Source organism: Prosthecodimorpha staleyi (assembly GCF_018729455.1).
In the GTDB taxonomy this organism is placed as follows: Bacteria; Pseudomonadota; Alphaproteobacteria; order Rhizobiales; family Ancalomicrobiaceae; genus Prosthecodimorpha; species Prosthecodimorpha staleyi.
On the sequence record NZ_JAHHZF010000011.1, the window covers coordinates 115408 to 131308 of the forward strand.

Genomic DNA, 15901 nt, shown 5'->3' on the forward strand with positions numbered 1-15901 from the left:
GGCGGGCTCCGGAAAGCCCGCCGATACTCTCGGGTTTACTGGGGCAGCTTGTCGTCGATGCCCTTGACGTACCAGTTCATGCTCAGGATGGCCGGATCGTCGAGTTCCTTGCCGGCCGGGATGACCTGGCTGCCGTCCTGCTTGAAGATCGGACCGGCGAAGGGCTTCAGAGTGCCGGCCTTGATCTTGGCCATGGTGTCCTCGGCGAGCGCCTTCACGTCGGCCGGAACGTTCTGGATCGGCGGCAGCACGACCATGCCTTCCTTCATGCCGTCCCAGGTATCGATCGACTTCCAGGTGCCGTCGAGCGCCGCCTTGACGCGCGAGATATAGTAGGGATCCCAGTCGTCGGTGATCGCGGTGATCTGCGCCTTCGGGGCGAACTTGGCCATGTCGGAGGACTGGCCGAAGCCGAGGATGCCCTTTTCCTGGGCGACCTGCAGCGGCGCGGTCGAATCGGTGTGCTGGACCAGGATGTCGGCGCCCTGGCTGACCAGAACCTTCGCCGCATCGGCTTCCTTGCCCGGATCGTACCAGCTGTTCACCCAGACGATCTTGACCTTGATGTTCGGGTTGACCGACTGCGCGCCGAGCATGAAGGCGTTGATGCCGGAGACGACCTCCGGGATCGGGAAGGACACGATGTAGCCGACCGTGTTGGTCTTGCTCATCTTGCCGGCAATCTGGCCGATCACGTAGCGGCCTTCGTAGAAGCGGGCCGAGAACGTCGCGACGTTCTTCTCGCGCTTGAAGCCGGTGGCATGCTCGAAATAGATGTTCGGATACTTCTTCGCCACCTTGATGGTCGGATCCATGAATCCGAACGAGGTGGTGAAGATGATCTTGTTGCCGTCGCGGGCGAGGCGCTCGATGGCGCGCTCGGCGTCGGGGCCTTCCTGGACGTTCTCGACATAGGTCGTCTGGACCTTGTCGCCGAGCGCCTTCTCGACCGCCTTGCGGCCGAGGTCGTGCTGATAGGAATAGCCGAAGTCGCCGACCGGGCCGACATAGACCCAGGCCGCCTTCAGCTTCTCGGCCGCCTTCGCGGCACCGGCCGCCAGTCCGCCCGCCAGGCCGAGCCCGAGCGCCGCGGCGATCGCCACAAACCTCTTCATCCGAATACCTCCGTAACCCTCGCGGCCGCTCTCTTTCGCTTCAAGCCCCCGCGCCGGGCCGCTGGCGCGGAACCTTCCGACCGTAACCCGGCCGGTGGTCAAAATCTGAAATTTGCGTTCCGCAAATTTTAGATTGAATTGACCACGCAATCAAAGACTTAGTGGTTCAGATTCACGAGACGGATGGGAACCATCCGTCTCGATCGAACCACTAGCGGTCGGGCACGAAGCTCTGACCGAGGCAGGCGGGCGTGTTGGCGCGCATGACCAGCCGGTTCTTCGAGATGATCACAAGCGCCAGGATGGTGACCAGATAGGGCAACGACGACAGGAACTGCGCCGGAATGCCGAGCCCCATGCCCTGCGCGGCGAAGCCCAGAATGGTCACGGTGGCGAACAGATAGGCACCGACCATCGCGCGCCAGGGCAGCCAGGAGGCGAACACGACCAGCGCCAGCGCGATCCAGCCGCGCCCGGCGGTCATGTTCTCGACCCATTGCGGCGTGTAGGCGAGCGACAGGTAGCCGCCGCCGAGCCCTGAGGCCGCGCCGCCGAACAGGATCGCGCCGTAGCGGACCGCGATCACCCGGTAGCCGAGCGCATGGGCCGAGCCGTGATTGTCGCCGACCGCGCGCAGCACCAGCCCGATCCGGGTGCGGAACAGCACATGCCCGACGACCAGCACCAGCACGACCGAGAAATAGACCAGAATGTCCTGCCCGAACAGGATCTTGCCGACATAGGGCAGGTCGGTCAGGCCCGGGATGTCGAGCTTCTGCAGACGCACACCCGGCTGGCCGACGAAGCGCTCGCCGGCCAGCCCCGACAGGCCGATGCCGAACAGCGTCAGGGCAAGGCCGGTGGCGACCTGGTTGGTGACCAGCGTCTGGGTCAGAAAGGCGAACAGCAGCGCCAGCGCCATGCCGGCGAGCGCCGCCGCGACGACGCCGGCGAGTGCCGAGCCGGTCGTCAGCGCGACGCCGAAGCCGGCGACCGCGCCCATCACCATCATGCCCTCGACGCCGAGATTGAGCACCCCGGAGCGTTCGGTGACCAGTTCGCCGATCGCCGCCAGCAGAAGCGGCGTCGCGGCCGTGATGATGGTCAGGATGGTGGCCTCAAGCATGCGCGCGCGCCTCCGCCGGAGCCCGGCCGACCAGCCTGATCCGGTAGAGGATCAGCGTGTCGCAGGCGAGGATGTAGAAGAGCAGGATGCCCTGGAAGACCCGGGCGGTCTTGTCGGAGATGCCGAGCCCGACTTGCGCGGCCTCGCCGCCCAGATAGCTCACCGCCAGCACGATGCCGGCGAAGATGACGCCGATCGGATTGAGCCGGCCCAGGAAGGCGACGATGATCGCCGTGAAGCCGTAGCCGGGCGAGATGTTCGGCTGCAGCTGGCCGATCGTCGAGGCGACCTCCATGATGCCGGCGAGACCAGCCAGGCCGCCGGATAGCAGGAAGGCGAACACCACCATCCGCTCCGACGAGAAGCCGGCGAACCGCCCGGCGCGCGGCGCCTGACCGAGCACGCGGACCTCGAAGCCCTTCAGGGTGCGGCTCATCAGGATGGCGAGCAGGACCGCGATGGCGAGCGCGATGGCGGTACCGAGATTGACGCGGCCGTCGCCGATGACCGGCATGGTCTGCCAGCCGTCGAAGCCGACCGATTTGGGGAAGTTGAACCCCTTCGGATCGCGCCAGATGCCGCGCACCAGCCAGTCGAGCAGCAGTTGCGAGACATAGACCAGCATCAGGCTGGTCAGGATCTCGTTGGCGCCGAAGCGGACCTTGAGCAGGGCCGGGATCGCGCCCCAGACCATGCCGCCGATCGTGCCCAGCACCAGCATGGCGACCAGCGTCGAAGGATCGTTCCAGCCGTTGAGGAGGATCGGCACCGCGGCGCCGAAGATCGCCCCCATGGTGAACTGCCCCTCGGCGCCGATATTCCAGACATTGGCGCGGTAGGAGATCGACAGGCCGACGCCGATCAGCACCAGCGGCGTCGCCTTGACGATCAGTTCCTCGATCGACCAGAGCGACGTGAACGGCTCGATGAAGAAGACGTAGAGGCCCTTCAGCGGGTTGATGCCGGCCAGCGCGAAGATCAGCCCGCCGGTGACGACGGTGAGCGCCACGGCGATCAGCGGCGAGGCCCAGGCGAAGATCTCGGCGCGTTCCGGCCGCTTCTCCAGTTCAATGCGCATGGCCGTCCGCCTCCCTCAGCCGCTCCGCCGTCTCGACCGCCGCACTGTCGCCATGGGCGCCGCCCATCAGGAGCCCGAGCCGCTCCATGGTGACCAGATGCGCGTCATAGGCCGGCGACAGGTGGCCGCGCGAGATGACCGCGATGCGGTCGGAAATCTCGAAGATCTCGTCGAGATCCTGGCTGATCACCAGCACGCCGGCGCCGTCGGCGGCGAGATCGAGCAGCGCCTGCCGGATCAGCGCCGCGGCGCCGGCATCGACGCCCCAGGTCGGCTGGTTGATGACGATCAGCACCGGCTTGCGATCGAGCTCGCGACCGACGACGAATTTCTGCAGGTTGCCGCCGGACAGCGCGCGCGCCTCCGGGTCCGGCTTGCCCTTGCGCACGTCGAAGGCTTCCGAGACGCGCTTGGCGGTGCCGCCGGCCTGCGCATAGTCGAGCAGGCCCGAGCCCGACCGGCCGCCGCCCGGGCCGGTCGAATGGCGCGTCAGCACGACATTCTCGGACAGCCGGAAGCCCGGCACCGCGCCATGGCCGAGCCGCTCCTCCGGCACGAAGCCGGCACCGAGCCCGCGCCGGGCGGTCACGCCCTGGTCGCCGCAGGGCTTGCCGTCGATCAGCACCGCCGCGTCTCGTGCCGCCGGCCGTTCGCCCGAGATGGCGTCGAACAGCTCGGACTGGCCGTTGCCGGCCACGCCGGCGATCGAAACCACCTCGCCGGCGCGCACTTCCAGCGAGACACCGACCAGCGGCACCGCGAAGGGGCCGCTCGGCGGCAGGTCGAGCCGGTCGAGCTTCAGCCGGGCCGGCCCGTCGATGCGCCGGCGCGACGGCCGCACGGCATGGACCTCGGAGCCGACCATCAGGCGGGCGAGGCTGGCGGCGGTCTCCTTGCGCGGATCGACCCGCTCGACCACCTTGCCGTGGCGCAGGATGGTGGCGGCGTGGCAGAGACGCTTCACCTCCTCGAGCCGGTGCGAGATGTAGAGGATGGCACAGCCCTCGCGCGCCAACCGCTCCAGCGTCAGAAACAGCTGGTCGGCCTCCTGCGGGGTCAGGACCGCGGTCGGCTCGTCCATGATCAGGAGCTTGGGCTCCTGCAGCAGGCAGCGCACGATCTCGATTCGCTGGCGCTCGCCGACCGACAGATCGGCCACCACGGCGTCGGCCCGGAGCGGCAGTCCGTATTCCTTCGAGACGGTCTCGATGCGCGTCGCCAGCGCCGCCATGGCGGTCGGCGGCAGGGCCAGCGCGATATTCTCGGCGACGGTCAGCGCCTCGAACAGCGAGAAGTGCTGGAACACCATGCCGATGCCGAGCCGGCGCGCGGCGGCCGGATTGGGGATCGCGACGCGCTCGCCCTTCCAGCGGAACTCGCCCTCGTTGGGCTGCAGCGAGCCGTAGATCATCTTGACCAGCGTCGACTTGCCGGCGCCGTTCTCGCCCAGGAGGGCGTGGATCTCGTGCGGCTTCAGCGCAAGATCGACATGATCGTTGGCGACCAGCGTCGAGAAGCGCTTGGTGATGCCGACGGCCTCCAGGAGATAGGGTCCCGACGCGCCTTCCGCCGTTGCGGGGCGGTCCTCCACCATGGTCACGACGCCCTTCCTCCCCCGACGCTGGCCAGAAGCGGCTCCGAGCGCCGCTCCCCGACCGCCTTCAGCCGCTCGTCGGCCACGATCAGTTCAACCGCCGTCGCCGCGGCGATCACCGCCGGCAGCTTCGATTTCGGCCCCGTGGCGCCGATCGGGCAGATCAGCCGGGCGATGGCGGCCGGTCCATGTCCGCCCTCGCGCAGCCTTTTCTCGAATCGCGCCCGCTTGGTGGCCGATCCGATCACGCCGACATGGGGGAAGCGAGTCCCATGAAGGGCGGCATCCACGATGGCGAGGTCGAGCGCATGGTCGTGCGTCATGACCAGCACGAAGGCGCCGTCGGCGACCTGATCCAGCACCGCGACCGGATCGGCCGGGCGCACCAGCATGACATTGCCGGGCACCGCCCGCGGAAAGGCATCGGGGCGCGGGTCGACCCAGACGACCCGGAACGGCAGCGGCGCCAGCGCCAGCACAAGCGCCCGGCCGACATGGCCGGCCCCGAACAGGACCAGGTCGCGCCGCGCCTCGCCGAAGGTCTCGGCGACCCGATCGCCCTCGATCGCCGCCGCCGGATGCTCGCCCTCGACCACGGTCCGCTCCAGGCCGCGCGGGCCGATCCGCCCGACCGTCGCGAACGGCCCCGCCGCCTCGCGCGCGGCGAAATCCCGGATACGCGCGAGATCGCCCACGCCGAATAGCTCCAACGAGACCCGCACATGCCCCCCGCAGCACTGCCCGAGCTGCGGCCCGAGCGCAAAGGACAACACCCGAAACCGCCTGCTGGTCGGTTCATCCTCAAAGTCCCCGGCTCCTTCCCCTTCTCCCCCCCTGGGGGGAGAAGGGAGGGGGCGAAGCGCTCGCTTTGTCCTGTTGTAACCGCAGAATATACGGCCCCTTCCCCTTCTCCCCCCAGGGGGGGAGAAGGTGCCCGAAGGGCGGATGAGGGGGACGATGCGGCAGCGGAACTGGTGCTGCGGTCCGGGGACGGGACGCTCTTTTCCCAGGCTTCCGGCGGGATCACCCCGGCTTCATCCAAAGCGTGCCAGATCGCCTCCAGCACCATGTCCGGCTGGCGAAGGATTTCGTCGTTCCAGAAGCGGAGCACCCGGTAGCCCTGCTGCGCCAGCCAAGCATCGCGATCCGGATCGCGCGTACTCTCCGCATGTCCGCCGCCATCGGCCTCGATCACCAGTTGGGCGGCCGGACAGAGAAAATCCGCGATGTAGCGGCCGATCGGGGCCTGCCGGCGGAACTTGAGGCCGACGAAGCGCCGATCACGCAGGGCCGACCACAGCATTCCTTCGGCATCGGTCTGACCTGTCCGAAGGCGACGTGCCATCGCCAGAAGGCGGTCCGGTATCCGGCTTCGATCCGGTCGCCCGGTCGGCACGTCCGACCGACGATACGAACGGATACGTGGCTCATTCCCCCTCATCCGGCCTTCGGCCACCTTCTCCCCACCTGGGGGGAGAAGGGAGGGGGCAGAACGCTCGCTCCGTCTGACTTCCAGCCCGAAATCCCCGGCTCCTTCCCCTTCTCCCCCTGAGGGGGGAGAAGGTGCCCGAAGGGCGGATGAGGGGGACGATGCGGCAGCGGAGCGGGAGCCGCGGGTCGAGGTCGTTGCATCCGGGCTCACACCGGGAATTCCCTCAAGCGCCGGGTCATTCCCCCTCATCCGGCCTTCGGCCACCTTCTCCCCCCCTGGGGGGAGAAGGGAGGGGGCGAAACGCTCGCTTCGTCTGACTTCAAGCCCGAAATCCCCGGCTCCTTCCCCTTCTCCCCCCTCAGGGGGAGAAGGGAGGGGGGCAACTCGGCGGCATCGGCTTCGGCCAGCGCCGTGACGGCGGCTTCGATGAGTTTGAGTTCCAGGGCGCCGCCGCCGATGGTGCCGGTGAAGGTGCCGCCGGGTTCGACGACCATGCGGGCGCCGGCCTCGCGCGGGGTCGAGCCTCTCGACGCCAGCACCGTCACCAGGGCGGCACGGCCGCTCCGGACGATGGCTTGGTCGAGGGCGCGCCAGGCGAGCATCAGTCGCTCCTCATGGCCTTGGCGGCGGTCAGGATCGCCTCGGGGGTCGCCGGGGCGTGGAGCGGAGGCACCCGGCCGGGGCGGAGCGCGGCGAGCGCGTCGAAGACCGCGGAGAGGACCGAGTTGGCCAGCATCAGCGGCGGCTCGCCGACCGCCTTGGATCGGTAGATGGTATCGGCCCGGCAACCGCCGGATTCGAACAGGGCGGTGCGGAAGTCCGCCGGCACGTCGGAGGCGGTCGGGATCTTGTAGGTCGAGGGCGCGTGGGTGCGCAGCCGGCCGGCCCGGTCGAAGACCAGTTCCTCCGTCGTCAGCCAGCCCATGCCCTGGACGAAGGCTCCCTCGATCTGGCCGATGTCGAGCGCCGGATTGAGCGACTGGCCGACATCGTGCAGCAGGTCGGCCCGGTCGACCCGCATCTCGCCGGTCAGCGTGTCGACGGTCACCTCCGTGCAGGAGGCGCCATAGGCGAAGTAGAAGAACGGCCGTCCGGTCGCGGTCGGCCGATCCCAATGGATCTCCGGCGTCTTGTAGAAGCCGGCTTCGGACAGTTGCACGCGCGCCAGATAGGCCTTCTTGGCCAGATCGGCAAATCCGATCGAGGCGTTGCCGCCGAAGACGCGACCGTCCCGGAACCGGATCTCCCCGGCCGGCACGTCGAATTCGGCCGCCACCACCGCCGCCATGCGGGCGCGGATGGCGCCGGCAGCGATCTTGGCCGCCATGCCGTTCAGGTCCGAGCCGGAGGAGGCCGCGGTCGGCGAGGTGTTGGGCACCTTGGCGGTGGTGGTGGCGGTGATCTTGACCCGCTCGATGCCGACGCCGAACTCCTCGGCGACCACCTGGGCGACCTTGAGATAGAGCCCCTGCCCCATCTCGGTGCCGCCATGGTTCACCATGATCGAACCGTCGGAATAGACATGGACCAGCGCGCCGGCCTGGTTCAGGTGGATCAGCGTGAAGGAGATGCCGAACTTCACCGGCGTCAGGGCGAGGCCCTTCTTCAGGATGTGGCTCGACGCGTTGAAGGCCTTCACGGCCTCGCGCCGCGCCCAATAGTCCGAGGTGCGCTCCAGTTCGGCGACCAGATCGTGGATGATGTTGTCCTCGACCGGCATGCCGTAGGGCGTCGTGTCGCCGGCCGGCGCATAGAAGTTCCGCTTGCGCACGATGAGCGGATCGAGGCCGAGCCGGACCGCAATCTCGTCCATGACGCGCTCGGCGAAGACGGTGCCCTGCGGACCGCCGAACCCGCGGAAGGCGGTGTTGGAGACGGTGTCGGTCAAGAGCCTGCGCGAATGGATGCGCGCCGCCGGGTAGTTGTAGGCGTTGTCGGCGTGGAACATGGTCCGGTCGTTGACGCCGAGCGACAGGTCGGCCGAATAGCCGCAGCGGCCGTAGAAGGCCACGTCGACCGCCGTCAGCCGGCCGTCGGCATCGTGGCCGGCCTCCCAGTCGACCCGGAAGTCGTGGCGCTTGCCGGTCATGATCATGTCGTCGTCGCGGTCGAGGCGGACCTTGGCCGGCCGGCCGGTCGCCCGCGCGACCAGGGCGGCGATCACCGCCCACTGGGTCGCCTGGCTTTCCTTGCCGCCGAAACCGCCGCCCATGCGCCGGCATTCGGCCACCACCGCGGCATCGGGCAGGCCGAGCACCTTGGCGGTGATGTGCTGCACCTCGGTCGGATGCTGGGTCGAGGTATGGACCAGCATGTCGCCGTCCTCGCCCGGAACGGCAAGGGCGGCCTGGCCCTCCAGATAGAAATGCTCCTGGCCGCCGATCCGGAAGGTGCCGCCGGTCCGGGCGGGACTGGCCTCCAGCGCCGAGGCGACCTCGCCCTTGCGGAACTCGTAGGGCGGCAGCACCTCGGTGTTGCGGTCGAGCGCGTCATCGACCGTCACCGCCGGGGTCTCGACCTCGACCTCGATCACTGCCAGCCGCGCGGCGCGGCGGGCCTGGTCGCGGGTCTCGGCGGCGACCGCGAAGACCACCTGGCCGTGGAACAGGATGCGGCCCTCGGCGAAGACCGGATCGCCGCCGACCGAGGGCGAGCAGTCGTTGATGCCGGGCACGTCGGCGGCGGTCAGCACGGCGACGACGCCGGACGCGGCGCGGACCCGGCCGAGATCGAGCGACAGGATGCGCCCGCGCGCGGCGGAAGGCGCATGGCCCGGCACGACTTGCAGCGTGCGCGCCGGCTCGGCGATGTCGTCGATATAGGCGGCGGCGCCCTGGACATGTTTGACGGCAGAATCATGCACCAGCGGGCGGCCGACCACGGCCAGCGCGGCGGCGTCGGCAAGGCCGGCGGGATCAGGCGACACGGTCAAGGCGAGCCTCCCTCTGGCCGGTGATGCGGGTCAGGTCGGTCGCCGTCCCGGCGCTCTCGATCAGGGCCTTTTCGAGGAGACCTGCGGCGACATCGGACCGGTAGGCGGCGCTGGCACGCATGTCCGAGAGCGGCGCGTAGTCGGAGCGGATCGCCGCCAGTGCCGGCATCCAGGTCGCCGGGTCGGCCGGATCGACCCCGACGAGGGCGGCCTCGGTCGCGGCGGCGCGTTTCGGCGTGCCGGCCATGCCGCCGAAGGCGATGCGGGCCGCGACGATCCGGCCGGCGTCCAGCGTCAGCCGGAAGGCGCCCATCACGGCCGAGATGTCCTGGTCGAAGCGCTTGGAGATCTTGTAGGCGCGGAAGACCTGGCCGGGGACGAGCTTCGGCACGATCACCCGGCGGACGAATTCGCCCGGCCTTCGGTCCTGACGGCCGTATTCGAGGAAATAGGCCTCCAGCGGCAGGCGGCGGAGTTCCGTACCGCACTGCAGCTCCAGTTCGGCGCCGAGCGCGATCAGCGCCGGCGGGCTGTCGCCGATCGGCGAGCCGTTGGCGATATTGCCGCCGACCGTGCCGGAGGCGCGCACCTGCTTGGAGCCGATCCGCCGCCAGATCTCGGCCAGATCCGGATCGATGCCGCCGATCGCTGCTTCCGCGGCCGCGAAGGTCGCCGTGGCGCCGATCTCCAGCCGGTCGGGGTGGTCGGCGATCGCATCGAGCCCGGCGACGCGGCCGAGTGCGATGATTTTGGGCAGATGGCGCAGCTGCTTGGTGATCCAGAGGCCGACATCGGTCGCCCCGGCGACCAGCGTCGCATCCGGATGGGCGGCCACGAGCGCGGCCAGGGATTCGATCGAGGCGGGTGCGGCGAAGAAGGATTGGTCCGTGCCGACCGTCAGGTCGCGCGCGTCGTCGATCGCCGCGATGAGCGCGAGTGTCTCGGCCTCCGCCGCCGCAATCGCGTCGATCGGACCCGCGCCGCGGCCGGCGCAGGCCTCCAGCGCCGCATCGACGATCGGACGGTAGCCGGTACAGCGGCACAGATTGCCGGCGAGCTGGTCGGTGACCGCCTTGCGGTCGACCGGCCCGTCGCCGTGATAGAGCACGAACAGGCTCATCACGATGCCGGGGGTACAGAAGCCGCATTGCGAGCCGTGCTTCTCGACCATGGCGGCCTGGATCGGATGCAGGCGCCCCTCGCGCGCGGCAAGGTCCTCGACGGTGACCAGTTCGCAACCGTCGATCTGGCCGAGCAGCGCGATGCAGGCATTGACGGGCTGATAGACCATGCGCCCGTCCACCGGCCGGCCGACCGCGACCGTGCAGGCGCCGCAATCCCCCTCGCCGCAGCCTTCCTTGGTGCCGGTCCGGCGCCGTTCCAGGCGGATATGGTCGAGCAGCGTGGTCATCGGCGGAAAGTCCGCGACCTCGATGACGCGGCCGGCGGAGAGATAGCGGACGGTGGTGCGCGGTGCCGACATGCCCTCAGCTCCCCCGATAGGTCGAATAGGCATAGGGCGAGATCAGCAGCGGCACATGATAGTGCGCCCCGGTATCGGCGATGCCGAAGCGGATCGGGATCACGTCCAGAAAGGCCGGCTCGGGCAGCGTGTGACCGACGGCACGCAGATAGGCGCCGGCGTGGAAGCGCAGTTCGTAGACACCCGGACGCAGGCTGTCGCCTTCGAGGACCGGCCCGTCGACGCGGCCGTCGGCATTGGTCAGGACGGTCTTGATCAGACCAGGTTCGCCGTCGAGCGCCCAGAGCTCGATGGTCAGACCCTGCGCCGGCCTGCCGGCCGCGGTATCGAGCACATGCGTCGTCAGTCGCCCCATGCTGCGCCTCGCGCCCCTGCTATCGTCCTGTCCGGCGGATGCCTCTGGCCAAGCCGACCGGACCCTCCGCATGCCATGCAGGATGCGGGCCGACCGGTCGCAGGGTTTCCCGGCTCCGGCGGGACTGCATTCCAGCTGCGATCTTTGCGCATAAGGACTGAACGAAAAAGAAGAGATTTTCGACCGGATCGCTCGCCGCATTCGCACGATCCGGTCGGCATGCCCGCCATGGCGTCCGATTGCCGCGAAATGCGCCAGGATGACGCGAAGTGTTCGCGCGGTGCGGGTAGCGATTCGGCAACGGCGAAACGCCGTCCGATCGGTCCGTGCCGGGCCATCGCGGCGCGCAGACCCCGTCAGGGCACGGACGGTTCGAGGGCCGCCTTCACATGCTCGCAGAAGACGGTCAGCGCCAGGCTCGGCACGCGGCCGGTCTGCGCCACCACGACAAGCCGGTCCACCTCCACGTCCGGATCGGCCAGCGGCACCAGCACCAGCGAGCCGTCGAGCAGGTCCCGCTCGATCCCGACCGTGGTCTGGAAGGCGATCAGCTGGCGCCGGCGGACGAGGCCGGCCATGTGGCGCAGGCTGTCGGATTCCAGGCGCGGCCGGACATCGCGAGCGAGACGGACGAGCGCCGGATCGAGCGCCGAGCGCAGACTGAGCCCGCGTGCAGGCAACGCGAGCGGCTCGTCGGCCAGTTCGGCAAGCTCGATCGAGGCGCGCCCAGCGCAGCGATGGTCCGGCGTCATCAGGGCGCCGATGCGGTAGTCGCGGTGATAGAGCGGTTCGAGGCGGCTGGTGGTCGGCGGATTGAACGAGAAGCCGATATCGGCCTTGCCGTCCTCGACCAGTTGCGCGACCGCCTCCGAGCCGGTCACCGTCACGGCGGTTTCGATGCCGGGGAACTGCATCCAGAAGCCGGCCAGGATGTCCGGCAACACATTGACCGAGATGCTCTCCACCGTCGCGATCCGGACGCGGCCGCGCTTCAGGCCGCGAAAGGCATCGAGGTCGGCCTTGGTCTCGCCGAAGGTCTCGAGGATCACCCGGATCTGGCGCAGCAGCACCGCACCGGGTTCGGACAGCCGCAGGCCGCGACCGAGGCGCTCGAACAGGTCGATGCCGATCTCCCGCTCCAGCAGCAGCACCTGACGGTTGACCGCCGAGGGCGCGATGTTCAGCACCTTCGCGGCGGCCCGGATCGAGCCGACCTCGGCTACGGCAAGGAAATAGCGGAAGCTCGTGGAAAGGATCGCGGTCTCGCGCTGCATCGGGGTCTCCGGCCGGACGGAGCGCGATGGCACGCCGAAAGCGCTGCCGATGCAAGCGGTCCGGCCGAGTGCGCGAAAATTTCCGGGCGGGCCTTCAGTCTTGGCCGCCTCAGGCAGCCTCGACATCGGTCGGCTTTGCGGCGCCGGGCTTGGATTCCCAAATCTTCTGCCGGTTGCGGATCTTGCGCGGCGCAGGGCCGAAATAGGTCGGCGTCTTGACGAATTCGCGCGGCTGCAGAATCACGCTGGCGACACGCTGGTAGAGCGCCTTGGCGGAGATCGGCTTGCACAGCAGTTCGTGGATGCCGAGCTTGCGTGCCTCCAGGATGCGGCTGCGCTCGGTATGGGCCGTGACCATGATCACCGGCACATAGGCGAAGGGATTCTGCGGATTGCGGATCATCCGCACCATGTCGGCGCCGTCCAGGATCGGCATCACCCAATCCAGGATGATGATGTCCGGATTGGCGCGATCCATTGCCTCCAGGCCGGATGCGCCGTCTTCCGCCTCGACGATGCGGCGCGCGCCGAACCCCTGCAGCATGGTGCGCAGGATCGTGCGCATATAGGCGCTGTCCTCAACGACGAGGAAGGTCAGGGTCGAGAGATCGAGGTTCAAGGCACGCCGCCCTCCGCGGGTCCCGACGGTGACCGAAAGGCGTGAAGGTTTGGTTTAGAACCGGCATCCCGGACGGACCGGATGCCGGCTGCATCCGCGGACGGCGCGGCCGTGTATCCGCTTCGGACGACGGCGGGGTTGGGGTTTCGTCGGACGTCCTCAGGATGCCGCAAGGAATGCGGTGGTAAGGGAGGGTGGCGACCATCGACCGCAGGGGCGGGAACGCAGACCACGATCGCGTGACTTGATCATGGTCAATGCCCCGGGGAATGGTCTAACTACGCTCCGGACGGATACGCTCCGGACACCGCATCGCGATGCCGCATGGGCGAGTGGAAGCTGGGAATGGGGAGGCACGGCGAGGATGGGCCGAGGCTTCCTCCGACGCGAGGACGGATGATGAACTACGACGCGATTTTCGAGACGGCGGTGGCTGCCCTCAAGAGCGAGAAGCGCTACCGCGTCTTCGCCGACCTCGAACGCATCGCCGGGCGCTTCCCGCATGCCGTCTGGCGCCGTGACGGCGTCGAGCGCGAAATCGTGGTCTGGTGCTCCAACGACTATCTCGGCATGGGCCAGCACCCGGCGGTCGTCGACGCCATGATCAAGGCGGCCAAAACGATGGGGGCCGGCGCCGGCGGCACGCGCAATATTTCCGGCACCAACCACCCGCTGGTCGAACTCGAGGCCGAACTCGCCGACCTGCACGGCAAGGAGGCGGCCCTCACCTTCACGTCCGGCTTCGTCTCCAACGAGGCGGCCATCTCGACCCTGGCGCGCATCCTGCCGAACTGCCTGATCCTGTCCGACGAACTGAACCATGCCTCGATGATCGAGGGCATCCGGCGCTCCGGCTGCGAGAAGAAGGTGTTCCGGCACAACGATCTCGCCCATCTGGAGGAACTTCTGAAGGCGGCCGGTCCCGACCGGGCCAAGCTGATCGCCTTCGAGTCGGTCTATTCGATGGACGGCGACATCGCCCCGATCGCCGCCATCGCCGATCTGGCCGAGCGCTACGGCGCGCTGACCTATATCGACGAGGTCCACGCGGTCGGCATGTATGGCCCGCGCGGCGGCGGCATCTGCGACCGCGACGGCCTGATGCACCGGATCGACGTGATCGAGGGCACGCTCGCCAAGGCCTTCGGGGCGCTCGGCGGCTACATCACCGGCAAGGCCGCACTGGTCGATGCGGTGCGCTCCTATGCGCCCGGCTTCATCTTCACCACCGCCCTGCCCCCGTCGGTCGCCGCCGCCGCGACCGCCTCGATCCGCCATCTGAAGGCCTCCGCGGCCGAACGGGAGGCGCACCAGCGCCAGGCCGCGCGGACCAAGGCCGTCCTGTCGGCCGCCGGCCTGCCGGTGATGCCGAGCGAGACCCATATCGTGCCCGTGTTGGTCGCCGATCCGGACCTGTGCAAGCAGGCCTCCGATCTGCTGCTGGAGCGGCACGGCATCTACATTCAGCCGATCAACTATCCCACAGTCCCGCGCGGCACCGAGCGCCTGCGCGTCACGCCGACGCCGTTCCACGACGACGCCCTGATCGTGCGCCTGGCCGAGGCCCTGGTGTCGGTCTGGCGCGAGCTCGGCCTGCCGCTGTCCGGCCCGACCGAGGTGACCAGCGCCGACGAGACCGAGGCACCGCTTCCGGTGACCCGGATGGCGCTCGCCCGCTCCGGTGGCTGAACCCGGCTTCGGCCCGATGGCGGCTCGGCACGCAGACGGCATCCGCATCGCCCGGGAGGACCCGGGTGGCGCCGATGTGCTCGCGCTGCTGGCGGCCGGCGAAGCCCATTCGGCCAGCCTCTACCCGGCCGAAAGCAACCATCATCTCGATCTCGACGGCTTGCGCGCCGAGAACGTGCGCTTCTTCGTGGCCCGCGGTGACGTTGCCGCGAATTCGAAGCCGGAGGCGGCCGCCCGCAACGAGCCGGGGCGGTCGGGCACGCCGCTTGCGACCGCCGCCATCGTGCTCCACGACGGCTGGGCGGAGATCAAGCGCATGTGGGTCGAGCCGGAGGCGCGCGGGCGCGGCCTTTCCCGCCGGCTTCTGGCGGTGCTCGAAGCGGAGGCCGCCGACCACGGCATCGCGCTCCTGCGGCTCGAAACCGGGATCGCCAGCCTGGAGGCGCTCGGCCTCTACCGCGCCGCAGGCTTCGTCGAATGCCCGCCCTTCGCCGGCTACCGACCTGACCCGTTGAGCCTGTTCATGGAAAAGCGGCTGGACGCTCGCGCGGATCGGGCCAGATCGCCTCGCGCTCCGACCTGACCGGACACGCCCGATCGGCCGCACCGCCCCGGCTCCCATGCCTCCCCGACCGCGAAAGGCGGAGAGCGGCAATCCGGGGGTCGCGCGGATCAGTCCTTCAGATAGTCCGCCGCCACGGCCTTTAGGCTCGATCCTTCGCGGCCGCGAATGTCTTCGACCCGCCAGGCGCCCTTCTCGAGCTGCATGTCGAAGGTGACGCGCAGCTTCTCGTCAAAGGACGTGAAGGCGGCGACCACCGTCGCCCGATCCGCGGTCGCACTCTCGACCGTGACCGCCAGGCCCTTGACCTCGCCATCCTGTCCGTCGATCAGCGGATCGTAGTCGATACCCGGCTCCTGGAGCTTCTTCGACTTGGCATCGACCTTGTCGATCAGCTTGACGGTCGACGCGGTGAAGTAGCGCTGCGCCAGCTTCCGATTGGTCATGTAGTCATAGGCTTCCGCATCGAGCCGCGCATAGAGATTGCGCACGACGTCCTCGGGCTTTGCCGAAGCCGGCGCCGGGGCCGGGACCGGTTTCTTGGCGGCGGCGAGAGCGGGGGCGGCAACCAGGGAGGCCGAGGCCAGGAGCAGGAATGCGCGACGGTGCATGGGCGGATCCTTTCGGTGATTTCGACGCCCC

At 68.9% G+C, this 15901-nt stretch carries 14 protein-coding genes and 1 pseudogene; 2 read left to right on the plus strand and 13 right to left on the minus strand.

Features of this window, described 5'->3' with window-relative positions; translation table 11 throughout:
* Positions 1 to 35: 35 nt before the first annotated feature.
* From KL771_RS21160 to KL771_RS21215, 12 genes and pseudogenes are all read right to left on the minus strand, one after another.
* On the minus strand, positions 36 to 1115 hold the full coding sequence (locus tag KL771_RS21160) for a BMP family ABC transporter substrate-binding protein (protein ID WP_261970498.1): 1080 nt from the start codon (positions 1113 to 1115) through the stop codon (positions 36 to 38).
* Positions 1116 to 1326: 211 nt separating this feature from the next.
* Positions 1327 to 2241, minus strand: a complete 915-nt coding sequence (locus KL771_RS21165; RefSeq protein WP_261970499.1) for an ABC transporter permease — start codon at positions 2239 to 2241, stop codon at positions 1327 to 1329.
* Positions 2234 to 3319: an ABC transporter permease gene (locus KL771_RS21170; protein ID WP_261970500.1), complete on the minus strand. Its 1086-nt coding sequence runs from the start codon at positions 3317 to 3319 to the stop codon at positions 2234 to 2236. The genes KL771_RS21165 and KL771_RS21170 overlap by 8 nt, the downstream gene beginning before the upstream one ends.
* Positions 3309 to 4913, minus strand: a complete 1605-nt coding sequence (locus KL771_RS21175) for an ABC transporter ATP-binding protein (RefSeq protein WP_261970622.1) — start codon at positions 4911 to 4913, stop codon at positions 3309 to 3311. Before KL771_RS21175 ends, KL771_RS21170 begins: the two co-directional genes overlap by 11 nt.
* A 2-nt stretch (positions 4914 to 4915) precedes the next feature.
* Complete coding sequence (xdhC, locus tag KL771_RS21180) at positions 4916 to 5686, minus strand: xanthine dehydrogenase accessory protein XdhC (protein WP_261970501.1); 771 nt, start codon at positions 5684 to 5686, stop codon at positions 4916 to 4918.
* Positions 5687 to 6012: 326 nt separating this feature from the next.
* Positions 6013 to 6594 (minus strand): annotated as a pseudogene (locus tag KL771_RS28305) (endonuclease domain-containing protein); the annotation flags it as partial.
* The gene (locus KL771_RS21190; protein ID WP_261970502.1) at positions 6591 to 6947 is read right to left on the minus strand and encodes an XdhC family protein; all 357 of its coding nucleotides are present in this window, start codon (positions 6945 to 6947) and stop codon (positions 6591 to 6593) included. The gene KL771_RS21190 and the pseudogene KL771_RS28305, both read right to left, overlap by 4 nt.
* Entirely contained in the window at positions 6947 to 9277 is a 2331-nt protein-coding gene (gene xdhB / locus KL771_RS21195; RefSeq protein WP_390867377.1) for a xanthine dehydrogenase molybdopterin binding subunit, read from the minus strand. Before xdhB ends, KL771_RS21190 begins: the two co-directional genes overlap by 1 nt.
* Positions 9261 to 10760: a xanthine dehydrogenase small subunit gene (gene xdhA / locus KL771_RS21200; RefSeq protein ID WP_261970503.1), complete on the minus strand. Its 1500-nt coding sequence runs from the start codon at positions 10758 to 10760 to the stop codon at positions 9261 to 9263. Before xdhA ends, xdhB begins: the two co-directional genes overlap by 17 nt.
* Positions 10761 to 10764: 4 nt before the next feature.
* The gene (uraH, locus tag KL771_RS21205) at positions 10765 to 11115 is read right to left on the minus strand and encodes a hydroxyisourate hydrolase (RefSeq protein WP_261970504.1); all 351 of its coding nucleotides are present in this window, start codon (positions 11113 to 11115) and stop codon (positions 10765 to 10767) included.
* Positions 11116 to 11471: 356 nt separating this feature from the next.
* Entirely contained in the window at positions 11472 to 12389 is a 918-nt protein-coding gene (locus tag KL771_RS21210; protein WP_261970505.1) for a LysR family transcriptional regulator, read from the minus strand.
* A gap of 109 nt (positions 12390 to 12498) precedes the next feature.
* A complete protein-coding gene (locus KL771_RS21215) occupies positions 12499 to 13008 on the minus strand; it encodes a response regulator (protein ID WP_261970506.1) in 510 nt (169 codons plus the stop codon).
* Between the two features lie 399 nt (positions 13009 to 13407).
* Between KL771_RS21215 and hemA the strand changes: the two genes are divergently transcribed.
* Entirely contained in the window at positions 13408 to 14697 is a 1290-nt protein-coding gene (hemA, locus tag KL771_RS21220; RefSeq protein ID WP_261970507.1) for a 5-aminolevulinate synthase, read from the plus strand.
* A 16-nt stretch (positions 14698 to 14713) separates the two neighbouring features.
* The gene (locus tag KL771_RS21225; protein WP_261970508.1) at positions 14714 to 15280 is read left to right on the plus strand and encodes a GNAT family N-acetyltransferase; all 567 of its coding nucleotides are present in this window, start codon (positions 14714 to 14716) and stop codon (positions 15278 to 15280) included.
* An 89-nt stretch (positions 15281 to 15369) separates the two neighbouring features.
* On the opposite strand, the gene KL771_RS21230 is transcribed toward KL771_RS21225, so the two are convergent.
* Entirely contained in the window at positions 15370 to 15870 is a 501-nt protein-coding gene (locus tag KL771_RS21230) for a YbjP/YqhG family protein (protein ID WP_261970509.1), read from the minus strand.
* Between the last annotated feature and the right edge of the window lie 31 nt (positions 15871 to 15901).